General features: G+C 74.6%; 18 protein-coding genes. 6 read left to right on the top strand and 12 right to left on the bottom strand.

What is annotated here, in order from left to right; genetic code table 11:
* The first annotated feature begins 83 nt into the window (after nucleotides 1-83).
* Nucleotides 84-782, top strand: coding sequence for a transmembrane-type terpene cyclase (locus EBO15_RS34215; RefSeq protein WP_122198618.1), 699 nt, complete (start codon nucleotides 84-86; stop codon nucleotides 780-782).
* A 65-nt stretch (nucleotides 783-847) separates the two neighbouring features.
* On the opposite strand, the gene nudC is transcribed toward EBO15_RS34215, so the two are convergent.
* The 3 genes from nudC to EBO15_RS34200 form a co-directional block, all read right to left on the bottom strand.
* Nucleotides 848-1,735, bottom strand: a complete 888-nt coding sequence (gene nudC, locus EBO15_RS34210; RefSeq protein ID WP_122198630.1) for an NAD(+) diphosphatase — start codon at nucleotides 1,733-1,735, stop codon at nucleotides 848-850.
* A 99-nt stretch (nucleotides 1,736-1,834) separates the two neighbouring features.
* Complete coding sequence (locus EBO15_RS34205) at nucleotides 1,835-3,223, bottom strand: dipeptidase (RefSeq protein WP_378239194.1); 1,389 nt, start codon at nucleotides 3,221-3,223, stop codon at nucleotides 1,835-1,837.
* A gap of 40 nt (nucleotides 3,224-3,263) precedes the next feature.
* Nucleotides 3,264-3,872 (bottom strand): HD domain-containing protein, encoded by a 609-nt coding sequence (locus EBO15_RS34200; RefSeq protein ID WP_122198616.1) that lies wholly within the window; start codon nucleotides 3,870-3,872, stop codon nucleotides 3,264-3,266.
* Between the two features lie 139 nt (nucleotides 3,873-4,011).
* Between EBO15_RS34200 and EBO15_RS34195 the strand changes: the two genes are divergently transcribed.
* From EBO15_RS34195 to EBO15_RS34185, 3 genes are read left to right on the top strand one after another with little or no spacing between them, the layout of a single operon-like run.
* Nucleotides 4,012-5,157, top strand: a complete 1,146-nt coding sequence (locus EBO15_RS34195; protein WP_122198615.1) for an ATP-grasp domain-containing protein — start codon at nucleotides 4,012-4,014, stop codon at nucleotides 5,155-5,157.
* The gene (locus EBO15_RS34190) at nucleotides 5,154-6,764 is read left to right on the top strand and encodes an IucA/IucC family protein (protein WP_233616620.1); all 1,611 of its coding nucleotides are present in this window, start codon (nucleotides 5,154-5,156) and stop codon (nucleotides 6,762-6,764) included. Before EBO15_RS34195 ends, EBO15_RS34190 begins: the two co-directional genes overlap by 4 nt.
* Nucleotides 6,761-8,362: an IucA/IucC family protein gene (locus EBO15_RS34185; RefSeq protein WP_122198614.1), complete on the top strand. Its 1,602-nt coding sequence runs from the start codon at nucleotides 6,761-6,763 to the stop codon at nucleotides 8,360-8,362. Before EBO15_RS34190 ends, EBO15_RS34185 begins: the two co-directional genes overlap by 4 nt.
* On the opposite strand, the gene EBO15_RS34180 is transcribed toward EBO15_RS34185, so the two are convergent.
* The 4 genes from EBO15_RS34180 to EBO15_RS34165 all read right to left on the bottom strand — a co-directional run bounded on the left by EBO15_RS34180 (nucleotide 8,363) and on the right by EBO15_RS34165 (nucleotide 16,266).
* Entirely contained in the window at nucleotides 8,363-8,716 is a 354-nt protein-coding gene (locus EBO15_RS34180; RefSeq protein ID WP_122198613.1) for a hypothetical protein, read from the bottom strand.
* A 63-nt stretch (nucleotides 8,717-8,779) separates the two neighbouring features.
* Complete coding sequence (locus EBO15_RS34175) at nucleotides 8,780-9,565, bottom strand: class I SAM-dependent methyltransferase (protein ID WP_122198628.1); 786 nt, start codon at nucleotides 9,563-9,565, stop codon at nucleotides 8,780-8,782.
* A 78-nt stretch (nucleotides 9,566-9,643) separates the two neighbouring features.
* A complete protein-coding gene (locus tag EBO15_RS34170) occupies nucleotides 9,644-13,063 on the bottom strand; it encodes an ATP-dependent DNA helicase (protein ID WP_122198612.1) in 3,420 nt (1,139 codons plus the stop codon).
* Complete coding sequence (locus EBO15_RS34165) at nucleotides 13,060-16,266, bottom strand: ATP-dependent helicase (RefSeq protein WP_233616619.1); 3,207 nt, start codon at nucleotides 16,264-16,266, stop codon at nucleotides 13,060-13,062. Before EBO15_RS34165 ends, EBO15_RS34170 begins: the two co-directional genes overlap by 4 nt.
* Before the next feature lie 346 nt (nucleotides 16,267-16,612).
* On the opposite strand from EBO15_RS34165, the gene EBO15_RS34160 reads away from it, so the two are divergent.
* Nucleotides 16,613-17,590, top strand: a complete 978-nt coding sequence (locus EBO15_RS34160) for a polysaccharide deacetylase family protein (protein WP_233616618.1) — start codon at nucleotides 16,613-16,615, stop codon at nucleotides 17,588-17,590.
* Nucleotides 17,591-17,606: 16 nt separating this feature from the next.
* Here EBO15_RS34160 and EBO15_RS34155 read toward each other — a convergent pair whose 3' ends face one another.
* The gene (locus tag EBO15_RS34155) at nucleotides 17,607-17,933 is read right to left on the bottom strand and encodes an MGMT family protein (protein WP_122198626.1); all 327 of its coding nucleotides are present in this window, start codon (nucleotides 17,931-17,933) and stop codon (nucleotides 17,607-17,609) included.
* Between the two features lie 126 nt (nucleotides 17,934-18,059).
* Here EBO15_RS34155 and EBO15_RS34150 point away from each other — a divergent pair, with 126 nt between their 5' ends.
* Nucleotides 18,060-19,499, top strand: coding sequence for an MFS transporter (locus EBO15_RS34150; protein WP_122198610.1), 1,440 nt, complete (start codon nucleotides 18,060-18,062; stop codon nucleotides 19,497-19,499).
* Between the two features lie 46 nt (nucleotides 19,500-19,545).
* On the opposite strand, the gene EBO15_RS34145 is transcribed toward EBO15_RS34150, so the two are convergent.
* The 4 genes from EBO15_RS34145 to EBO15_RS44605 all read right to left on the bottom strand — a co-directional run.
* Nucleotides 19,546-20,832 carry a S8 family serine peptidase gene (locus EBO15_RS34145; RefSeq protein WP_122198609.1) on the bottom strand — a complete coding sequence of 429 codons (1,287 nt, stop codon included), beginning with the start codon at nucleotides 20,830-20,832 and terminating at the stop codon, nucleotides 19,546-19,548.
* The gene (locus EBO15_RS34140; protein ID WP_122198608.1) at nucleotides 20,826-21,635 is read right to left on the bottom strand and encodes a hypothetical protein; all 810 of its coding nucleotides are present in this window, start codon (nucleotides 21,633-21,635) and stop codon (nucleotides 20,826-20,828) included. The genes EBO15_RS34145 and EBO15_RS34140 overlap by 7 nt, the downstream gene beginning before the upstream one ends.
* 42 nt (nucleotides 21,636-21,677) lie before the next feature.
* On the bottom strand, nucleotides 21,678-22,919 hold the full coding sequence (locus tag EBO15_RS34135; RefSeq protein WP_233616617.1) for a S8 family serine peptidase: 1,242 nt from the start codon (nucleotides 22,917-22,919) through the stop codon (nucleotides 21,678-21,680).
* A partial coding sequence (locus tag EBO15_RS44605) for a hypothetical protein (RefSeq protein ID WP_122198607.1) occupies nucleotides 22,907-23,480 on the bottom strand: 574 nt, incomplete at its 5' end. The genes EBO15_RS34135 and EBO15_RS44605, both read right to left, overlap by 13 nt.

Here is a 23,480-nt window from a genome sequence, read left to right as displayed (position 1 = left end):
CCCGCGAGGCCCTTCCGTTCGGATAACGGAAGGGCCTTCGGCATTCCGGGGAGATGTCCGTTATGGCTAGCGTGGCCCCGTCGATGACGCGAAGGGAATTCACGTTGGACGTGGCGGACGTGCTGTCGCTCGGCTCCGGGCTGGCCTGGACGGCGACCTACCTGCTGATCATCTGGACGAGCCGCCGCGAGCGGACCTACGGCATGCCGATCGCCGCGCTCGGCGCCAACCTCGGCTGGGAGTTCCTGTTCTCCTTCGTCCGGCCGGGCGACGGGATGCAGCTGGTCGTCAACTACGTCTGGTTCGGGTTCGACGTGGTCATCCTCGGCCTCGTCATCGCCCACGGCCCGCGCGAGTTCCGCTTCCTGCCGCGCTGGGGCTTCCTCGCGATGCTGGCGTCCGTGCTGGTCATGGGCTATCTCGGCGTGGACCTGGTGAGCCGCCAGTTCGACCACGGGCTCGCCACGTTCGCCGCGTTCGGGCAGAACCTGATGATGTCCGGGCTGTTCCTGTCGATGCTGATCGCGCGCGGATCCACGCGCGGGCAGTCGGTGTGGATCGCGCTCACCAAGGGCGTCGGGACGGCGCTGGCGTCCGGCGCGTGCTGGATCTGGGCGCGGGACGAGCCGTGGCGGCACGGCCCGCTGCTCCCCTACCTGATGATCGCGACGGCCGTGCTCGACCTGGCCTACCTCGTCGCGGTCTACCTGGTCGCGCGGCACGAGGAGGGCGGCTCGGCGTCCGCGCCGCTCCGCCTCGACCGCGTCCCCGAGGGCGTGTGAACCCCGCGAACGTCTGAACCCCGCGAACGTGTGAAGCCGGGCCCGGCCGGGGACCAGGGGGCCGGTCAGAAGAGGGGCATCTTGGGGAGCGGGCCGCCGTACCAGCGCATGATGAGCTGCGCGGCGATCGACAGCGGGCCGGGCGCGACGATCCGTCCGGACGCGATGGCCTCGGTCAGCTCGTCCCGGGTGTACCAGGCGGCGTCGCGGATCTCGACCGGGTCCGGGACGATCGGCTCGGCGGCGTCCGCGACGGCGGTGAAGCCGATCATGAGGCTCTGCGGCAGCGGCCACGGCTGGCTGCCCAGGTAGCGGACGTCCCGGACCGACAGCCCGACCTCCTCGCGCACCTCGCGGGCCACGGCCTGCTCCAGCGACTCGCCGGGCTCGACGAACCCGGCGAGGATGGACCGGCGGTCGGCGGGCCACTGCGGGCCGCGCGCCAGCAGCACCCGGTCGTCCCGGTCGGTGACCAGCATGATCACGGCCGGGTCGAGGCGCGGGAAGTGGTCGCTCTCGTCGTTCGGGCAGCGCCGGACGTGCCCGGCCTGCCGGATCTCCGTCCGCGTGCCGCAGCGCGGGCAGTGGGTGTGCGTCTCGTGCCACTGCTCCAGCGAGACGGCGTGCGTCATCAGCCCGGAGTCGCGGTCGGGCAGCAGCGCCCCCACCCGGCGCAGGCCGGCCGGGTCGGCGCCCTCGACGACCGGCAGCGGGGCGGCGACGGCGAAGTAGGCGACGCCGTCGCCGTCCACGCCGAGGAAGTAGCGGTCGCCGGACGGCGCGTCCCCCGGAGGCAGCAGCACGAGCGCGGGCTCGTCGCCGACGACGACGTTGACCTCGCCGCGCCGGACGACCACGACGCGGGTGCGCGGGTCGTCCCACGCCGCGGCGAGGAACGCGTCGTCGCCGCGGCGGTCGGCGGCCCGGTCGAGCGTGCCGCGCGCCAGCGCCAGCCACTCGAGCGGGCCTCCGCCCGTGCCGTTCTCGCCGTTCTCGCCGTTCGTGCCGTTGCCGTCGCCGCCGGTCCGGGGGGTTTCGCTCACCCGGTCACGCTAGCGCAGCGCGGTTCCCAGCTCGTCCCAGAGGTAGGCCGCGGCCTCGGCGCCCTTGAGCAGCAGGGGCATCTCGACCTTCTCGTTCGGCGCGTGGATGCGGTCGCCGTTCAGCCCGACCGCGACGAACACCAGCGGCGCGTCGAGGATGTCGGCCAGGTCGGCCTCGGGGCCGGAGCCGCCCTCGCGGGTGAACAGCACCTGGGTGCCGAACGCCTTCTCCATCGCGCGGCGCGCGGCCTCGACGCCCGCGGAGTCGATCGGCGAGAAGCACGGCCGGACGCCGCCGCCCGGGGCGCGCACCTCGACCTCGACGCCCGCCGGGGTGTTCGCCTCGACCCACGCGACGAAGGCGTCCCGGACCTTGGTGGGCTCCTGCCCGGCGACCAGCCGGAACGAGATCTTGGCGTGCGCCTCGCGCGGCACGATCGTCTTGCCGCCGGGGCCGGTGTGCCCGCCCCACATGCCGTTGATCTCGGCGGTCGGCCGCGCCCAGATCCGCTCCAGGGTGGTGAAGCCCGCCTCGCCGTACGCGGCGCGGCTGTTCCCGGCGGTCTCCAGCCAGGCGGCCTCGTCGAACGGGAGCCGCGCGAACAGCTCGCGCTCCTCGTCGGTGAGCGGGATGACGTCGTCGTAGAAGCCCGGGACCGTGACCCGGCCGTCCGCGTCGTGCAGCTTGGCGAGCAGTTCGACCATGGCGTGCAGCGTGTTCGGGACGGCCCCGCCGAACGACCCCGAGTGCAGGTCGACCTCGGCGCCGCGCAGGGTGATCTCGGCCTCGGTGAGGCCGCGCATCCCGGTGCACATGGACGGGACGTCCGCGGCCCACATCGTGGTGTCGGAGATGATCACCGCGTCGGCGGCGAGCCGGTCGCGGCGCTCGCGCAGCAGCTCGGCGAAGTGCACCGAGCCGGACTCCTCCTCGCCCTCGACCAGCAGCTTGAGGGTCACGGGCGGCGCGTCCGTCCCGTTCGCGGCGAGGTTCGCGCGCAGGCCCAGCGTGTGGAAGAACACCTGACCCTTGTCGTCGGACGTGCCGCGCCCGATCAGCTGGTCGCCGCGTTCCACCGGGGTGAACGGGTCGGTGTCCCATTCCTCCAGCGGGGTCACCGGCTGGACGTCGTGGTGTCCGTAGACCACGACGGCCGGGGCGGCGGGATCGGCGGCGGGCCACTCGGCGTACACGGCGGGCAGTCCGGCGGTCGGCCAGACCTCCACGGTCGGGAAGCCGAGGCCGCGCAGGTAGCCCGCGAGCCAGTCGGCCGAGCGGCGCACGTCGTCATGGTGGGCCGGGTCCCCGGAGATGGACGGGATCGCCAGCCACTCCTTGAGATCCGCGAAGAACTGGGCCTTGTTGGCCTGGATGTACTCCACAACGTCCACTGACATGCTCCCTTGCAGATGCTTTGCCCCCGAACTCTAGGGGACGTCAGGCGTTCAGCAGGAGGAGCTCGGTGGCGAGGTTGCGGCGGGCGGCGTCCTCGAAACGGGCGCGGGCCTCGGGGGTGTGGAAGAGGCTCGGAAGGTCGAGCAGGCCGCGCAGGATCTCGGCGCGTCCGGCGCGGAAGATCTCCTCGGGGACGAAGGCGTACTCCTCCCGGACGGCGGCCGTGTAGGCGGCGTAGCGCTCCGGGTCCGCGCCGAGGATCGCCAGGTCGGCGTCGCACAGCACCTGGCCGTCGCGGTCGGTGTCGTCCGGGGCGTGCGTCTCGGTCAGCTCGACGAGCCGGACGACCTCGGCGACGCGCTCGGGCGCGAGGTCGGTGTCGGCGAGCATGCGGGCGGCGAGGCGGCCGCTGCGGGCCTCGTTGTCGGCGCGCTCGGGGTCGTAGACGGCGTCGTGGAACCAGGCGGCGAGCCGCACGACGTCGGGGTCGGCGGCGTGCGCGGCCAGCTCGTCCACCAGGTCGAGGACGGTGGTGAGGTGCGCGAGGTCGTGGTGGCGGCGGTGCGGCTCGGCGTAACGGGCGGCCAGCCCCTCACCGATGTGCCGGGTGGCCTCTCCGGCGAGGGCGACCCAGCGCTCCACAAGGTCCATGGCCCCATCCAACACGCGATGCCGCCGTTCTTGCACACCGGGCGGGGTCCCGCCAGTATGGTGACGGCTCGAGTTAGGCAAGGCTAACCTCATCTTTTCGCCCTCATCTTTTCGGCTCATCGTTTCGGGAAAGGGTGCCGTGGCCGCCGCGCTCCACCTCGTCTCCGGCAAGCTCACCGACTCCGTCGCGCGCGGGTTCCTGCCCGCCGCCGCCGCGCTCGGCCTGGACGTGACCGTGCTGACCGACCGTCCGGACGCGCACGCCGAGGTCTTCGACGGCCCGGTCGTGCGCTGCGACGTCACCGACTTCCGCGAGATCCTCGCCGCGAGCGCGAACGCGGGCCCGGCCCGGGCGGTGTTCACCAACTCCGACCACCTCCAGGCGCCGGTCGCGCTCGCCGCCGCCTACCTCGGGCTGCCGGGCAAGGACTGGCGGGCCGCCGTCGCCGCGAAGAACAAGCACGAGACCCGGCGCCGCCTCGCCGCGCTCGACCCGGTGTTCGCGGCGCCCGCCGACCGCGTCCCGCCGGACGCGCCGTACCCGCTCGTCCTCAAGCCGCGCGAGGGCGTGGCCAGCGAGGACGTCTTCCTCGTCGCGGACGCCGCCGAGCTCGCCGCGCGCCGCGCGCAGGCCGGCACGGGCCGTCCGCTGATCGTGGAGGAGTACCTGCCGGGCGTCCTGCACACCCTTGAGACACTCGGCGACGGGCATGGTCCGCGCGTCCTCGGGTCGTTCCGGACGCGCCTGTCCCCTCCCCCGCACTTCGTCGAGGAGCGCCTGGAGTGGGCGCCGCCTCCACCCGAGACGCCGCAGGTCCTCGCGCAACTGGACGCGCTGGGCGTCGGCTTCGGCGCGTGCCACACCGAGTTCGTCGTCCACGAGGGACGCGCGCGGATCATCGAGGTCAACTACCGGGTGATCGGCGACCACTGCGACTTCCTGCTCGCCGACCTGCTCGGGGTGCCGCTGTTCGCATGGATCCTCCGCGTCCACCTGGGCGAACGCCTTCCGGAGGCGGGTCCGCGCCCGGACCGGCACGCGGTCGCCGACTGGGTGCTCGCGGAGCGCGCGGGCACGCTGACCTCCGCCCCGGACGCCGTCGACCTGGAGGACGGCGGGGTGCGGCTGGCGTACCGTCCGCTGCGTCCGGTCGGCGTGGACGCGCCGCTGACCCGCTCCAACCGCGACTACCTCGGGACGATCCGCGCGGTCGGCCCGTCCCGCGACGCGGTCGACGAGGCCGTCGCGCGCTTCCGCGCCGCGCACACCTGGACCATCGCGTGACGACCACCCCCGGTTCCGTCCCGGACGCGCGGCGGCCCGGCCTCCAGGAGTCGCCTTCCAGCGGCCGGGCCCGCCGCGTCCCCTCCGTGTCGGCCGAAGGGGTTCTCGCCGCGCGCGCTTTGGACGCGCTGCTGCGCGAGAACTACGGCGGCCTGCGCTCGTACGCGCGCGACGGCGTCCTCACCCCACCGGGCTCCGCGCCCATCGAACTGCGCACGGACGGCTCGGCAGGCGGATTACATCCGGGGTTCTTAGCCCACGCGGTCGTGGACGTCCGCCAGGAGCTTCGCCTCACCGATGTGGTCGCGATCGCGCGCCGGGTCGCCGACCCTCAGGACGACGTGACGGCGTTCGCCCGCGAATGCCGGGAGGCCCTGACGGCGACGCTGCTGAGCGAAGGCGCGCGTCCGGTCGTGATGCGGCGGCTCGCCGACGCGGATCCGCTCGGGCCTGGCGTGTTCTACGAGACGCTCGCCGCGCACACCGACCACCCCGTGTACCCGTGTTCCCGCGCCCGCGCCGGGCTCACCCCATCTGACCTGCGACGATACGCACCCGAATACGGGCCGGAGTTCCCGTTGCGCTGGGCGCGGGTGCCCGCCGACCAGATCGTGTCGGCCGGGACGCCGCCCGGGTGGTGGCCCGATCCGACGCTGTTCCCGGTGCATCCGCTGGCGGTTCCGGCCGTGCGGAAACGCGCGGAGGTGCTGCCGGAGGCGTTCCGTCCGGTGCGTCCGACACTGTCGATGCGGACGCTCGCCGCCGGTCCGGGCGTCCATGTGAAGGTGCCGCTGCCGACGAGCACGCTCGGGTTGCGGAACCGGCGGACGATCGTGCCGGGCACGCTGCACGACGGCGCGCTCGCCGAACGGCTGCTGCGCCGCGTCCTCGCCGAGGAGGACCATCCCGTCCTGCTCGCCGACGAGCAGACGTACGCGCACGCCGGGACGCCGCTGCTCGCCTACCTCGTGCGCCGCTTCCCGGACGCGACGGAGAACGCGCACGTCGTCCCGGTCGCCGCGCTCACCGCACCGCACCCGGACGGCGGTCTCGTCATCGAGCGATGGGACGTCCGCGACCTGTTCGGCCGCTACCTGGACGTCCTGCTGGCCTGGAACATCGCACTGTTCCGGCGCGGGATCGCACTGGAGGCGCATCAGCAGAACGTCGCGCTCGTCCTCGCGCCCGGAGCGCCGCTCCGGCTGCTGCTGAAGGACAACGACGGGATGCTCGCCGACCCGGACGTCCTCGGCGTGCCCTGCCCGTTCGAGGACCACCGGATGCGCACCGGCGACCGCGAGGCCCTCGCCCGCGTCCTGATCACGATCACCCTGCACCTGTGCGCGGCCGCGCCCGCGTTCGCGCTGGCCGAGCACGGCCTGCTGCCCCGCGCGACCGGCCTGGCGATGATCCGCGACCGGCTCGGCGCGCTGCTCGACCGGCGCGGCGACGCGTTCCTGCGGGCCCGCCTGCTGGACGCGCCGGCCCTGCCCGGCAAGGCGATGGTGACCGCCGGGACCCTGGTCGACAAGGTCCGCACCGGCGCCGCCGACATCAACAAGCACTACGGCCCGGGCGGGCCGAACTACCTACGGGACCTCATGTGACGCTGACCCACCCCGCCGCCGTGGCCTCCGCCGCGGACGGCACCTCCACCGCGCTCCTGAACTGCCTCGTCCGCGAGGTGTGCGGGCCGGAGCGGCAGCTCTTCCCCCGGGACGGACGCCTGGTCATGCGGCTGCCGCGCGCCGGGGTGCTGCTGCGCGCCGGGCTGGCCCGCCCGCCGCACGGCGCGTCGTTCCGGCTCGTCCCGCCGTTCGAGGAGCGGCGCGACGGGGCCTGGATCGCCGCGGACCGGACGCGCCTGGCGTCCCTGATCGCCGGAGAGCTGGAGCTGTCGACCGGGCGCGCGAACCCCGAGTTCGCCGCGCAGGTCGAGGACGGCCACGACGCGCTCGCCGCCATCCTCGCCGCGCGGGCGCGGACCGTGGAGGGCGGCGATCCGTACGTGGAGTCCGAGCAGTCGCTGGTGTTCGGGCACCGGTTCCATCCGTCGCCGAAGGCCCGGCAGGGCGCGCCGTCGGAGTGGCTGGCCTACGCGCCGGAGGCGCGGGCCCGGTTCCGGCCCCGGTGGCTCGCCGTCCCGGAGTCGCTGCTGGTGGAGGAGGGGGACCGGGACGCGTTCGCGGCGCTCGAACCCTTCGCCGCGCCGCCGGGACGGCGCCTGCTGCCCGCGCATCCGTGGCAGCTCCACCTCCTGCGGGACGACCCGCTCCTGCGCCGGGCGTTCGCGGACGGCCTCGTCCGCGACCTCGGCCCGGGGCCGTCGGACGCGTACCCGACGTCGTCCGTCCGGACGGCGTACCTGCCGGACGCCGACGCGTTCCTCAAGTTCAGCCTGGACGTGCGGATCACGAACTGCGTCCGGAAGAACGCCTGGTACGAGCTCGCCGGCGCGGTCGCGCTCGACGGGCTGCTGCGTCCGGTGTTCGCCGCGCTCGGCGCGACGCTCCTGGCCGAGCCCGCCTACCGGACGCTCGCCCTCGCCGGACGCCGCCTCCACGAAGGGCTCGGCGTGATCGTCCGGCAGGGGGTGCGGGGGCTGCGCGGACGCCCGCTGCTCGCCGCCGCCCTCGCCACCCCGGACGGCCTGGCCGCGCTGCCCGCCGTCCACACCGACCCGCTGACCTGGTGGGACGCCTACGTCACCCACGTCGCGCCGCCCGTCCTGCGCGCGTATCTGGAACACGGCGTCGTCCTGGAGCCGCACCTCCAGAACGTGCTCGTCTGCGTGGACGGCAACGGGATGCCCGTCCAAGCCGCGTTCCGGGACCTGGAAGGCACGAAACTCGTCGCCGGACGCTGGGACCTCGGCCACCTCCCCGCGCGCGTGCGCGAGGCCGTCACCTACGACGCGCACCAGGGCTGGGACCGCGTCGTCTACTGCCTTCTCATCAACCACCTGACCGAGATCGCTGCGACGCTCGCCGACCTGCACCCCGACCTCGGACCGGACCTCGAGCCGGAACTATGGCGAACGGCCCGCCCGCACTTCGCAGGCGACCACCCCCGCCTCCGCGCGCTCCTCGCAGGCGTCCCGGTCCCGGCGAAGGCCAACCTCCGCACCCGCTGGTCCCACTCCCCCGACCGCGCGGCCGCCTACATCCCCGTCCCCAACCCACTACGCGCGGAACAGCCCTGCTGATCAGGCGGCGGCGGTCGTCTCGGCGGGCGCGGGCGCAGGTGCGGTGGTGGCGGTGGTGGTGGTGCGGGCGGCCATGCAGATGCGGGCGAGGTCGTTGAGGGCGTCGGCGCGGCGCTCGTCGAGGGAGCGGCCGTCGCCGGGGGACGACTCGGCGAGGGTGTCGATGACCAGGGAGAAGACGGGCCACTCGGCGGGGCCGATGGCGCCGCGGAAGTCGATCTCGCCGTCCGCGAGGTCGTCGAGGTCGAGGTTGCGCGCGAAGGTGGCGAGGGCGGCCTCGGCGGCGACGACCCCGATCCGCATCGCGAGCGCGGCCGGTTCGCGCTCCAGGGGAAGAGCGGTGCTGGAACCCATGGCGGACAACATAGAACACCTGAGCGAAGATCGTCGAACGTTTGGTCGAGAATCCCGACCGGTTCAGCCCGCTATCGCCTGGATGAAGGCGTGCGCGTGCGTGAAGTGCAGGACGCCGTCGACCAGGGCGGGGCGCATGCCGGTGGGGGCGCCCCCGGCGAGCTCGGCCTCCAGGTCCTTGCGGACCTCGGCGGACGTCTCGCCGGACGTCCCGGTGAAGGCCAGCCACGGGTCGAGCGGCCGGACGACGTCGAACCGCTCGGCGCGGCGGACCTCGGCGCCGGCCTCGGCGAGCATCGCGGCGATCTCGGCCTCGGTGCGCAGGGACGCGTGGGACGGGTCGCGCAGCCGTTCGATCCGGTCGGGGTCGCCGGCCCCGGAGGACGGGCGGACGATGTCGGCGACGACGATGGCCGCGCCCGGCCGCGCGACGCGGACCATCTCGCGGACGACGGCCTCCGGGTCGCGCACCTGGTGCATCGAGAACCGGGTGACGACGAGCGTGAAGGACCGGTCGAGGTAGGGCAGGCCGGTCGCGTCGCCCCTGGTGAACGTCATGTTCGTGACGCCGGACGCGTCGGCGGCGCGCTTGCCCTCGGCGAGCATCGCGGGGGTCAGGTCGAGCGCGGTCGCGTGCCGGACGCGGCCCGCGATGGCGCGGGAGACCAGGGCCGTCCCGGCGGCGACCTCCAGGACGACGTCCTCGAGGTCGAGTTCGGGCTCCAGGAAGCGGACGAGCCGTCCGAGCTGCGCGGTGAAGGCGGAGTTGCGGCGCGGGTCGGCGAAGCCCTCGGCCTGCCGCGTGAACTCGCGCACGATCGTGTCGTCGTGCTTCTCGACAGGGCTCACCGGCACGCGCCTCCTCGGGGTTTCCCGGGATCTTCCCCGTTTCCCCCGGATCTGAACGGCGCTCCGGTCACCTGTTGGTCAGGCCGCGGGGATCCGGTCCAGGAGGGCCGCGAGGCCGTCGGCGTCGAGCAGGTCGGCGGGACGGATCGTGTGGTTCGCCTTCACGTAGTGGAACGCGGCGCTGACCTGGTCCAACGGGACGGCGGCGAGTTCGGCCCAGGCGACCCGGTAGGCGGCGAGCTGGACGGCGGCGGCGCCGGCCTTGGCGCCGTCCGGGGGGAGGCCGGTCTTCCAGTCGACGACCTCGTAGGTGCCGTCGGGGTTGCGGAAGACGGCGTCCATGCGGCCGCGGACGAGCCGGTCGCCGATGATCGTCTCGAAGGGGACCTCGACGTCGAGGGGTTCGCGGTTCGCCCACGCGGACCGCTCGAACATCTCCTGGAGGTGTTCGAGCTGGGAGTCGTCGGACGCGTCGTCGTCGGCGGAGCCGGGCAGCTCGCCCATGTCCATGAGGCGCTGCTGCCCCCACCGGCTCTCCAGCCAGGAGTGGAACGCGGTGCCCCGGCGGGCGTAGGGGGCCGGCCGGCGCGGCATGGGGCGGCGGATCTGCCGGGCCAGCGCTCCGGGGTCGTTCGCGAGCGTGACCAGGGACGACACGGTCAGGTTCGTGGGCAGTTCGACGAGCAGGCCGTCGCCGGAGCGGCCCCGGTCGCGTTCGGCGAGGAGCAGTTCGACGTCGCGGGCCCAGGCGGTCATGCGTCCCCGGTCGCCGTCGGAGAGGCCGCCCGTGCCCGCCCACAGGCCGGTGCGGCCCCGCATGGCGTCCCGGACCATCCCGGCGGCCTCGACGATCGCGTCATACCGAGCACGCGCGGACGAGTCGGAACCGCGAAGGTCGCCCGGCATGACCGGCCATTCCGCCTCCTGCTCGTCGGTGAGCAGCGGGTTCATGGCGTCCTCGCCGGGCGGGTCGGTCCAGACGGCGACGGTGCCCGCGCCCGCGACGCACACCTCGCGGACCTCCTCCAGGTACGGGGACGGCCCGACCGGACGGCTCGACGACCCCCACCAGTACCCCGTCGCGATGAGCAGCGCCGACGCGCGGGTGAGCGCGACATAGGCGAGGCGCCGCTCCTCCAGCAGGTCGCGCCGGATGGACCGCTCGTCGAACCGGGCGAGGTCGTCCTTCTCCAGCCCGTCGAGTTTCGGCAGGTCGGCGTAGTCGCCGCGCAGCGGGAACGGCAGGACGCGCGGGTTGGCCGTCCACCGCGTCGTGTTCTGCGGCGGGGACGGGAAGATCGAGCCCTTCGCCGGGGCGCCGTTCTTCTGCGGCATCGACGTCAGCCCCGGGACGACGACGACCGGCCACTCCAGCCCCTTGGACGCGTGGACGGTCAGCAGCTTCACGCTGTTGGTCTCGCCGACGCGTCCCGCCTCCAGGCCGAACTCCTCGGACTCGGCGGCGGTCAGGTAGGCGAGGAACGCGCCGAGCGTCGGGTCCTCGGCGTCGCCGGCGAAGTCGGCGGCGGCGCCGACGAAGGCGTCCAGGTCGGCGCGGGCGGTGACCGGGTCGAGCCCGGACCGCGCGGCGACCTCGATGTCCAGGCCGAGCGCCCGCTCGACCTCGGCGACCAGGTCGGGCAGCGGCAGCCCGGCCTGGTACCGCAGGTGGCGCAGCTCGTCGCGCAGGCGCCGCAGCCGCCCGAACCCCTCCGGCGAGTAGGCGGACGGGTCGCCGAGGTCGTCCAGGGCGTCGACCAGGCTGCCCGTCTCCTGGTTCAGCTCGGACACCAGCTGCCGCAGCGGGTCGTTCTCCACCGCCGGGACGTCGGCGGTCTCGGCGGACGCCTCCCCGGACGCCTCCCCAGGCGCCTTCCCGGACGCCTTCCCGGGAACCTCTCCCGGCGCCTCCCCGGACGGTTCCGGCGGCGTGACGTCGCGGGCCTGCTCGTTCGCGAGCGCGCGGGCGCGGCGGCCGAGCGCGACCAGGTCACGCGGGCCGAGCCGCCAGCGCGGGCCGGTGAGCAGCCGCGCGAGCGACGCCCCGGCGGTCGGGTCGTGCATGACGCGCAGCGTCGCGACGACGTCCTGCACCTCCGGGACGGTCAGCAGGCCGCCGAGCCCGACCACCTCGACCGGCACGTCCCGCAGCTCCAGGGCCCGCCTGAGCAGCGGGAACTGCGACCGCTTGCGCGCGAGGACGGCGATGTCGGACCACTTCAGCGGCTCGTCCCCGGCCGGGCCGCCGTCCGGCGCGTACGCGGTCGGGCCCATCAGCTGGACGATCCGCTCGGCGATCCGGTCGGCCTCGCCCTCGACGGTGGCGAACAGGGCGCACTCGACGCGGCCGCGTCCGTCGCGTCCCGCGCCGGGAACGAGGACCGGCACGTCCCGGGCGTCCTCGCGCAGCTCGGCCTGGACGCGCGCGGCGGCGTCGAGGATGCGCTCGCCGTTGCGGAAGCTGCGGCTGAGCTTGGTGATCGGCGCGGGGTCGGCCGGGACCGTCCCCACCGCCGGACGGCGCGGGAAGTCGTGCGCGAACCGCAGCAGGTTGCCCGCGCTCGCGCCGCGCCACCCGTAGATCGACTGGCACGGGTCGCCGACCGCCGTGACGGCGTGCCCGAGGCCGAACAGCGAGGTCAGCAGGACGAGCTGGGCCTGGCTGGTGTCCTGGTACTCGTCCAGCAGGACGACCGGGAACCGGGACCGCTCGATCATCCCGACCTCGGGGTGGTTGCGCGCGATCCGCGCGGACAGGGCCATCTGGTCGCCGTGGTCGATGACCTCACGGTCGCGCTTGGCCTGCTGGTAGCGCTCGATCAGCGGCATGAGCTGCATCCGCACCTCGTGCTTGCCGAGGATGTCCTTCTGCGCCTTGAGCGGCTTCTTCAGCGCGGCGTACATCGCGTCGAGCCGGTCACCGATGCGCCGGACGTCCTCCGGGCCGCGCAGGTGCTCGGACAGGTCGCCGCCGAGTTCCATGACGGCCTTGGTGACCGTGTCCGGCGACCAGTCGATCTTGTCCATGGGACCGGCGTAGGCGTCCACCACGCGCGAGCACAGCTGCCAGGCGACGGCCGGGGAGATCAGCCGCATCGTCGGTTCGAGCGCCTCGCGCAGCGCGTGGTCGCCGAACAGCCGCGCCGCGTACGCGTGGTAGGTCGAGACCATCGGCTCGCCGTCGAAGATCTGCTCGCCGCCGAGCCGTTCCAGCTCGTGCGCGGGCAGCTGCTCGCGCAGCGTGTCGAGCCGCTTGCGGACGCGCACGCCGAGTTCGGCGGCCGCCTTCCGCGTGAAGGTCAGGCCGAGGACGCGCTCGGGCCGGACGAACCCGTTCGCGACCAGCCAGACGACCCGCGCCGCCATCGTCTCGCTCTTGCCGGACCCGGCGCCCGCGATCACCGCCATGGGGGCGAGCGGGGCCTCGATGACCCGCGCCTGCTCCTCGGTCGGCTCCGGCACCCCGAGCAGCCGCGCCAGCTCCGCCGGAGTGATCATGGACCGACCTGTCCCCCCTCCTCGTGCACCGGGCAGCAGGACCGTACCGGGCAGGTCCGACACTTGTCGTTCGCGCGCGCCTGGAAGACCTCCCCGGCCATCCCCGTCGCGACGATCTCGACGAGCTTCTTCGGCCACTCGGGATCCGGGTCGTCCGAGGGGGGCGGTTGTTCCTGCTCGCGGACGCGGTTCGCGAACGCCGCCTTGCCCACCTGGACGAGCTTCGCGCCGCCCGGCTCGACCAGCCCGTGCCGCTGGAACGCGCCGAGCATCACCGCGTACTGGTACACGCCGAGCTGCGGATGCCGGGCCAGGTCGTTCTTCCCGACGGCCGTCGTGGACGTCTTGATGTCGATGATCACCGCGCGGCCCTCGGCGTCCCGCTCGGCGCGGTCGATGCGCCCCTTGATGACGACGCGGCCGAGGTCGACCTTGAACGACTCCTCCAGCGCGACGACCTCGTTCGGGTTCTCCCGGTTCCACGCGAGGAACTTGTCGACCATCGCCGCGGCCTGCTCGCGCTGCTTCTCCGAGTACCAGGACGAGCGGAAGTCCAGATCGTTCCAGATCTCGTCGAGGCGGCGCGCGACGTCGACCTCGGTGACGCCGTCGTCCGCGCCCGCCATCTCGGCGACGGCGTGCACGACCTTGCCCATCGTCGAGTACTCGTTCGGCCCGCCCTCCTGGGCGCCGACCGCCGAGGTCAGCAGCCAGCGCAGGCCGCACGTCGTGAACGTCTCGACCTGGGACGGCGAGATGGTGATCTGCTCGTCGTCGGCGAACGCCGGGCCCGCGTCCGACAGGGCCGTGATCGCGTACCAGTTCTCCGGGCGCGCGCCCCGCACCCCCGCGCGCGCGAGCCGCGCCAGGTGACCGGCCGCCGCCCGCCGCATCGGCTCCGGACGGCTCGGATCGGCGACCACCGAACGCAGGTCGGCGACCAGGGCGGACAGCGACAGCCAGCGCGTCTTCTCGTCCAGCTGGGACTGCTCGATCGCGCCGGGCAGCAGCTCGTTCAGGAACCGGGACGGCCGCTCCTCGGTGTCGTCCCCGCCGACCGCCGTCACGACCAGCCGCCTGCGCGCGCGCGTGACGGCGACGTAGAACAGGCGGCGCTCCTCGTCCAGCATCTTCGCCGACAGGGACGCCCCGGCGGCCGCGCCCTCGTCCGGCACCTGCGACCCGGCGGCGTGCTCGACCAGCTCCTCGACGCCGAGGAGCGACCCGCGCAGCCGGACGTCCGGCCACACGCCCTCCTGGACGCCCGCGACGACGACCACGTCCCACTCCAGGCCCTTCGCGCGGTGCGCGGTCAGGATCCGGACGGCCTCGCCGTCGGGGGCGCGCTCGGCGAGCGTGTCCCCGGCGATCTCCTGCGCGGAGATCGTGTCGACGAACAGCTCGGGGCCCGCCTGCGGCAGCCGGTCGACGAACCGCGCGGCGGCGTCGAACAGCGCGACGACGGCGTCCAGGTCGCGGTCGGCGGACGCGCCGCGCGTCCCGCCCCGGACGCTCTGCTCCAGCAGGACCTCCGCCCGCCCGGACTCCTGCCAGACCTCCCACAGCACGTCCTCGGCGCTGCCGCCCTCGGCCGCCTTCCGCCGCGCCGCCTCGATCAGCCGCGCGATCCGCTCGGCCGGGGCCCGCACCTTCTCGTGGACGAGCACCAGCTCGCGCGGGTCGTCCACGGCCGCGACGAGCAGGTCAGCGAGGTCGCGGCGTCCGCCGGAGATCTCCTCCAGGTCGCGCAGGGCGCGCTTGAGCCGCCGCATCGCCAGGGCGTCGGCGCCGCCGAGCGCGCCGGTCAGCAGGTCCTCGGCGACGACCTCGTCCAGGAAGTCCTTCTTCAGCGCGGCGCGCAGCAGGATCAGGAACGGCCGGACGGCGGGCTCCCCGACCAGCGGCACCTCGTCCCCGGCGACGACGACCGGCACGCCCGCCTGCGCGAGCGCGCGGCGCAGCGTCGGCACCTGCCGCACCGCGCTGCGGACGAGCACGGCCATCCGCGACCAGGGCACGCCGTCCAGCAGGTGGGCGCGGCGCAGCTCGTCCGCGACGAGCGCCGCCTCCTGGGACTCGGAGTCCGCGATGACGGCGCGCACCTCGCCCGCGATGCCCTCGTCCGCCTCGGCGGGGGCGTCCGGCAGCTCGGACGGGTGGCGGAGCGCGCGGTGCTCGGCGGCCAGGGCCGTCCCGGCGGGGAGGCGGCGCGCGATGCGGCGGGACGCCTCCAGCGGCTCGGGCGCCATGCGGCGGCAGGTGCGGAGCGCGACGACGGGCGCCCGGTCGCCGGTGAGCGTGCGGAAGCGCTCCGGGAAATCGAGGATGCCGCGCACGTCCGCGCCCCGGAAGCCGTAGATCGACTGGTCCGGGTCGCCGACGACGACGAGGTCGCGGCCGTCGCCCGCCAGGTGGCGGAGCAGGTCCTCCTGGGCGGGGTCGGTGTCCTGGTACTCGTCGACGAACACGACGTCGTAGGCGTCCCGCTCGCGGATCCGGACCTCCTCGTCGGCCAGGGTCCCCGCCGCGATGTGGATCAGCTCGCCGTAGTCGAACGTCGGCGTCGGGTCGAGCGCGAAGCGGTCGCCGTACCGGTCGACGAACCCGGCGACCGCGGGCCAGTCGTCGCGCCCGCGCAGGCGGCCGAGGCCCTCCAGGTCCTCCGGGAGGACGCCGCGCTCCCCGGCGCGCAGCATGAAGTCGCGCAGCTCCTCGGCGAACCCGCGGGTCGCGAGGGTCTCGTGGAGCCGCTGCGGCCAGCCGCGCGCGCCGTCCGTCAGCTCGCCCTGGAGCAGCCGCCGCACCTCCAGCAGCTGCTCGGGACCCGTCAGCAGCCGCGGCGCGGGCTCGTCGTTCAGGACGGCGTCGCGGCGCAGCAGCGCGTACGCGTAGCCGTGGAAGGTGAGCGCGAGGGGCGTGCGCGTGGTGCGGCGCAGCCGCCCGGTGATCCGCTCGCGCAGCTCCCCGGCGGCCTTGCGGCTGAACGTCAGGACGAGCACCCGCTCCGGGTCGACGCCGCGGTTCTCGATCCGGTCGACGACCGCCTCGACGATCGTGGTGGTCTTCCCGGTGCCCGGCCCGGCCAGCACCAGCAGCGGCCCGCCCGCATGCTCGACGACCGCGCGCTGCCGCTCGTCCAGAGCGGGCGCGGCGGTACGCGCGGGACCCGCGCGGCGCACGAGACGATACGAGACTGCTGACACGACCCTTCATTGCAGCAGATCATCAGGACTGTCCCGACCACATCCGCCGCATGTCGCCCAGGTGCCGCAGGGTGAGCGCGCGACCACACGCCCCCCACCTGCGGATGATCGACACAGGGTCGCCACATCGTCACCCGACCCCAGGCGCTGCGTGCGACAGAGGAGCCTTGGAGGAGACTTTGGAGGAGGCTTTCAGTACGGGTTCAGCTGGCATTCAGCATCTTTTCCGTTGATTCGGGAGTTTCACCGAGGCTCCGCGGGCACGTTGACGGTACGGTGCACGCGCATCGGCCGCCCGCGGCCCCACACCCGCGGGCCGGCGACGACACGCGAAGACGCTGAAGGGGTGGGAACGACGGACCCGCGCGACCACGGCCAGACCCCCGATCCGGACGCGCCGCTCCCGGACTCGCGGCTCCCGGACTCGCAGATCCCCGACGACCCGGACGCCACGCCGTCCGGGCGTCCGCCCGGCCAGGACGCGCCGCCCCCCGGCGCGCCCGGCGGACGCCGCGTCAACCGGCGGGGGCTGCTGTTCGGCGGCCTCGCCGCGGCCGGTCTCACCGCCGCGACGGCGTTCGCCGCCGACGAGCTGCTGTCGGGCGGCACGTCCGTCCGGCACAGCGCGGGGCACGCCGCCGGGATGGCGGGACCGCGCCCCAGCGTCCCCGCGCAGCGCACCGCGCCCCCCGCGACCTGGACGAACGCGCCGGTGCAGTCGTCCAGGACACCGCTGTTCGACCTCCGCGAGCTCACGCCCGCGCCGCCGCCCACCGCCGTCGCGCTGACCATCGACGACGGCCCGCACCCGGTGTACACGCCGATGATGCTCGACCTGCTCGCCGAGAACGGGATCAGGGCGACGTTCTCGCTGATCGGCTCGCAGGTGAGGATGTTCCCGAAGCTCGTCGCGCGGATCGCGGCGGGCGGGCACCAGATCTCCAACCACTCCCAGACGCATCCGAGCCCGTTCGCGGAGATCGGCCACGACCGCATCCGCCGCGAGATCATCGAGGCGAAGGAGCGGATCGAGAACGCCGCCGGATACCCGCCGAAGTTCTTCCGCTCGCCCGGCGGCGACTGGAACCAGTACATCTTCGAGCTGTGCCGCGGCGAGGGCATGATGCCGATCGCGTGGAACATCGACCCGCGCGACTGGTCCCGTCCGGGGACGGCGCACATCCGCCGGGCGATGCTCGCCGCGAAGGCCGGGGACGTCCTGCTCTGCCACGACGGCGGCGGCGACCGGCGCGAGACGATCGAGGCGCTCCGGACCGTCCTGCCCGCCCTCAGGAAGCGCGGCCTGACGTTCGTGGCGCTCTAGTCCGTTCTAGGCCGCTCTAGTCCGCCGGGTCGTCGCCCGGGGCGGGGCCGTCCCAGCGGGCGCGGCGCATGTCGACGCGGCGCCCGTCCGGGCGGAGCGGGGTACCCTCGACGCGGTACTCCTCCATCGCCCGCACCTCGTGCCCGGACGCCGGGCTCCCGTCGGCGCGCACCACCCGCCACCAGGGGACGCCGCCGCCGAACAGCGACATCACCCGTCCGACCTGGCGCGGACCGCCCACGCCGAGCAGCTCGGCGACGTCCCCGTAGGCCATCACCCGGCCGGGCGGGATGCGCTCCACGGTGTCGAGCACGAGTTCCGCGTACTCGTCAGGTTCCGACATCACCCGGGGATTCTCCCGCGCCGGGACGACCGTCCGCGACCCTGCCCCGCCCGGATCCTGCACCTGCCGGTGGTACCCCTGGCAGCGCCCTGGCTGCGGGCGTCCGGCGGACGCACCGTTGTCGCCATGACGATCTCCACCGACTCCGCGGGGCTCGGGCTCCGCGGGTGGCTCATCCTCCTCACGCTCTGCGGCGCGACGTTCATGACCGGGCTCGACTACTCGATCGTCACGGTCGCGCTCCCCGAGATCGGCCGGAGCCTCGGCTTCGCGAGCGCCTCGGACCTCCAGTGGGTCGCGACCGCGTCCCTGCTCCCCACGGCCGCGCTGATGCCGCTGTTCGGCCGCGCGTCCGACATGCTCGGACGGCGGCGCCTGTTCGCCGCCGGGGTCGTGGTGTTCACGTTCTTCTCGCTCCTGGCCGGGCTCGCGCCGGACCCGGGCCTGCTGGTCGCGGCGCGCGCCGGGCAGGGCACGGCCGCGGCGATGATCGGCCCGACCGCGCTCGCGCTGATGACCGCCGCGTTCCCCGAGGGCCCGCGCCGGACGCGCGCCCTCGGCGTCAACGGCGCGCTGCTCTCGCTCGGCTTCGTCATCGGGACGATCGGCGGCGGCCTCATCACCAGCGGCCTGAACTGGCGCTGGACGATGCTCATCCTCGTCGGCATCGGCGCGCTGGTCATGGCGGGCGCGGTCACGGTCGTGCCCGAGACGTCCGCGCGGTCCCGGGCGCGGCTGGACGTCCCCGGCGCGATCCTGGCGAGCGGCGGCCTGTTCGCCCTGGTCTACGGCATCTCCGACGGCGGACGGGCGGGCTGGGGCAGCGCCTCGACGGTCGCGACGCTGCTCGCCGCGGCCGTCCTGCTCGGCGCGTTCCTCGCGGTCGAGGCCCGGCACGCGGCCCCGCTCGTCCCGCCGCGCCTGCTCCGCCGCCCGACGGTGAAGTGGGGCATGGCGACCGGGCTCGTCACGTTCGGGATGTGCGGCGGCGCGACGCTGCTGCTCAGCCTGCACATGCAGGACGTCCTCGGGTACTCGCCGCTGGAGACCGGCCTCGGGTTCCTCGGCGAGGGCGCGGCGGCGCTGCTCGCCGGGACCCTCGCGGCCCGGCTGATCACGGCCCGCGGCACGGTCGCGGCGATCGCCCTCGGGCTGACCGTCCAGGCGCTCGGCACCGCCGCGATGGCGCTGCTGCCCGCGCACGGCGGCCTCGTCCTCCTGCTGGCGTCCTCGGCCGTCATGGGGTTCGGGCACGTCCTGACCGTGGTCGCGGCGATCACCACGATCACCTCCGGCCTGGACGAGGCGGACCAGGGCGTCGCCGGGAGCCTCGCGCAGATGCCCACGTTCGTCGGCGCGGTGGGCGTCGCCGCGCTGACCGCGATCGCCGCCGCCCGGACCGCCGCGCTCGCGCCGTCCACGACGAGGGCCCTGGCGACGCTCGGCGGCCTCCACGCGGCGTTCCTCGCGGCGGGCGCCGTCGCCCTGCTGGGAGCCGCGGCCGCTCCCCTGCTCCTCCGCAGGACGGCGGCCGCCGCGCCTGCCGCCGATCTCGTGTCCCGGTGAGGGACCGGCCCGGCGGGACGCGTCCGCGCCCGCCGGGCCGGTGCCGTCACGCCTCGTCGGCGGCAGGAGGCGGCGGTGTCTCCTCCGGGGCCGCAACGGTGGCCGCTCCGGCCACCGGGACCGGACGGCGACGCGCGATCAGCCAGACCGCGGCGCCGATCAGCAGCACTCCGGCACCGGTGAGAGCGCCGAAGCCGCCGAACCACGTCAGGGTGACCGGCACGGCCCGGACCCGCCCGGGCGTCCTGCCCCCGAAGTGCGCGCCGTCGGCGATCGTCTGCCCGGCCTTCTCCGGGAGCGGAGGACGCTTGGCCAGGTTGGCGGCCTTGGTCAGCGCGCCGGACGCGTTGAGATACCCGAAGCCGAGGTCGGTCGTGTAGTGGCCCTTCGGGTGCCGCGCGGACGACGTGATCGCCTCGGTGACCTGCGGGGCGGTCAGCTTCGGGTACGCCGCGCGGACCATGACCGCGGCGGACGCCACGAGGGCGAGCGCCGGTCCGTCCCCCCAGAACAGCCAGCCCTCGCCGTCGTGGCCGACCGTCGGGAGCTCGTCGCCGTAGGCGGACACCATCAGCGCGCTGGACGCCGTCGTGAACTTGCCGTAGCGGTCGCCGTCCTTGTCCACGTCGCCGACGCCCAGCACGCCGGGCGTCATGGTGAACGTGTCGGGGCTGTCCGGCGAGTGGATCCCGACCGGGGCGACGACCAGGACGTCCTTCGACTGGGCGTAGGCGATCTCGGTGGCGGCCCTGCCGCCCTCGTACAGCCAGCTCTCGGTGACGACGATGACGCGGGCCCCGTGGTCGACGGCGTACCGCAGGCCGTCGGCCAGCGCGCCGTCCATCCTGTCGTTGGACACCGACGCGTCCGGCCCCTTGGGACCGAGGTCCGGCTGGACGCGGACGGGGATCAGCTCGGCGTCCTTGATCAGGCCGGGCAGCGTCAGCTCTCCGGCGTCCGGGATCTCCATCTTCGCGCCGAACATCAGGGACGCCAGCATGGTGCCCCCCTGGCGCTTCGGGTGGGCCGTGCGGATGAAGTCCTTCTCGTGCTGGACATGGGCGCCCTTGGCGAGGACGTCGGCCACTCCGTCCGACAGGAGCGCGATCTTCGCCCCGTCGCCGTGGGTCTGCCGGCCGGCGTCCCGCAGGTCCCGGGTCATCTGCTTCACGTTCGGGCCCAGGCCGCCCGCGCGGGCCGCCGGGGCGAGCGGCGGGGCGAGGACGACGGTGAGCGCCGCCGCCAGCGCGACCGCGACGCCCCGATGCAGGGCGCGGGCGTGAGGGCGGGCGTGAGGGCGGGCGTGAGGGCGGCCGTGGGCGCGGGTCAGCATCGCACGTCCTTCCGGGCGCAGGGCGTGGAGTCGTCGGCGAACCGGGCCATGATCCGGTCCAGGAGGTCCGGGGCGAACCAGAGGGACACCAGCTCGCCCTGCTCGATGCGGCCCTGCGGGTGCAGCGGCCCCTCGGCCCGCAGGAAGAGGTAGGGCGTGTGGTTGGTCTTCGCGTCGACCACCTGCCGGGACCCGTCGTCGAAGCGCTCGACGGTGGTGCCCGGGAACGTCGCGACCCGCAGGCCCGAACCGGACTTCTTGCCGCCGTTCAGCCCGGTGAGGTCGGTGGCCGCGTCGTCGGACGACGAGGTGTCGGGGAAGACCGCGACGCCGACGGAGACGGCGCGCGTCCCGCTCGGGTCGAGGTAGGTCGCCCGCAGGACGGTCGTGCAGCCGTGCTTGGCGAGGATCGCCGCCGTGGGCGTGTCCACGGCGTCGGCGCAGGCCCTGGACGGGGCGATGCCGACCCGGCGAAGCTGGGCGAGGGTGCCCGACGGCTCGTCCTTCTTGTCGAAGAGGAACCGTTCGGGGAAGAGGTCGGCGACCCGGAGACGCTGCCAGCGGGTGGCGAGCTCCCGGGCTCCGGCCTTGTCGATCTCGGCCGCGGTGGGTTTGCGGACGAGCTGGTAGACGATCGCGGCGCCGCCGCCCGCGACGGCCAGGAGGCCGAACGCCAGCAGCAGCGCGATGGCCGCGCGAGGGCGGCGGCGGGTCGTGGGCTGGACGGGCGCGGAGGTGGGTGAGGGCCCGTCCTGGTCTGGGAGGGGCCCGGTGGACTCCTCCGCTGAGGGTATTTCTGACACGAACAGGGATCTAACCGGAACTTAACCCCAATAATGGTTGAATTATGAATTAGGACGACGCTTAAGGGCGATTGCGGACAAGATCAATCCGGTCAGGGCGAGGACGCAGGCGACCGCGCATCCCACGACGAGCGACTCCGGACGCCGGACGACCCGGATCCGCGACCGGAGGTCGACCGCCCGGCTCGGAGCCGCGCCCAGACCGGCCGTCCGGGCCCCGGCCAGGGAGTCCGACGCGTCGAGCGCGGCGGCGGCGTTCACCGGGCCGAACCCGACGCCCAGGTCGTACCCCCGGGACGGACGGCTCCGGGCGCCCTCGACCAAGGCCTGCGCGACCAGCGCGGGCGGCATTTTCGGATGCCTCGAACGGATGAGGGCCGCGATTCCGGACACGAAGGCCGTCGCGGGGCTCGTCCCGTCCCCGATCCAGTACTGGTCGCCGGGGCCCGCGCCGATGATCCGGACGCCGGGAGCCGACAGCACGACCGCCGAGTTCCGGTTGGAGAAGCCGGCGTGGCGTCCGGCGGAGTCGACGGCGGCGACCGAGATCACGCCGGGGAAGGACGCCGGGTAGGTGAACGGCGCACTGCCATCACCCCCGGCCGCACGGCCCTCGCTCCCGGCCGCACGGCCCTCGCTCCCGGCCGCACGGCCGCCGCCCCGGGCGGGACGGTCCGCGCCGCCGTTGCCCGCCGCCGCGACCACGACCACGCCCTTGCTGATCGCGTAGGCGACGGCGTCCCGCTCGGCCGGGAGGGGGTAGGAGCGGCCGAGGGACAGGTTGACGACGTCCGCGCCGTGGTCGGCGGCGTAGCGGATGCCGCGCGCGATCGTCCCCTCGTAGCGTTTGTCGCCGGCGAACGTCCCGTAGCCCGGTTCGTCCCGTTCGAGGATGACCCGCACCGCCAGGACGCGGGCCTCCGGCGCGACGCCCATCATGCCCTCACCGTCCCCGGGACCATGGCCGTGACCTGCGATGATGGACGCCATGTTGGTGCCGTGCAGCCGCTTGGGGACGGTCCCGGACGGCGCGGCCCCGGTGGTGTAGTCGGGCCCGGTGACGACGCTCCCGGCGAGGTCGGACTGGGACGCGTCCACGCCGGAGTCGAGGACGGCGACGGTCACGCCGCGTCCGCGCGAGGCGGCCCAGGCGCGCGGCACGTCGAGCGAGCCCAGGACGGGATCCATCTCGTCCCGGGCGCGGTCGGCGTGCGCCGCCTCGGCGGGCAGGACGCAGGCCGCCGCCCCGATCAGGACGGCGAGCAGGGCCCTCAGCACGCCCACTCCCGCTCCCCGCACCGGACGGCGGCGGGCGCGGCGAGCGGACGCAGAACGGCCTCGACCAGCTGCGGGCCGAGCTCGGTGAGATCGTCCTGAAGCCGCCCGGCACGCAGCGTCGGGCGGCCGTCGGCGTACCCGACCGTGGCCGCGACCAGGTACGGGCCGCGCTGGGCGAGCGCCGTGGCCTGCCGGGACGCGTCGCCGAACCTTGCGACGACCGAGCCGGGGAAGCCGAGCGCGCGCAGGCCGGGCGCGACCGCGCCGCGCCGTGGGAACCAGGGGGCGGCGCCGCGCGCGGACGGCTCGTCCGGGAACGCCACGACGCCGAGCGTGACCGCGATGCCCTGCAACTGGTCGAGGTAGGTGGCGCGCAGGGCGCCCCGGCAGCCGCGCACGGCCAGGGACGGCCCGAGGGCGGCGTCCACGGCGTCCTGGCAGGTGGTGTCCGGGGCGATGCCGACGCGGCGCGCGTCCTCGGGGCCGCCCTGGTCGAGGCTGTAGCGGAGCACGCCGGGGAAGAGCCGTCCGGCGGGCCAGGCGCGCCAGCGCGCGGCGACCTCGGCG

The organism is Actinomadura harenae (assembly GCF_003696215.1).
Taxonomy (GTDB): domain Bacteria; phylum Actinomycetota; class Actinomycetes; order Streptosporangiales; family Streptosporangiaceae; genus Spirillospora; species Spirillospora harenae.
Note: the sequence above shows the minus strand (reverse complement) of the source record. Positions and strands in the feature narration are given on the sequence as shown.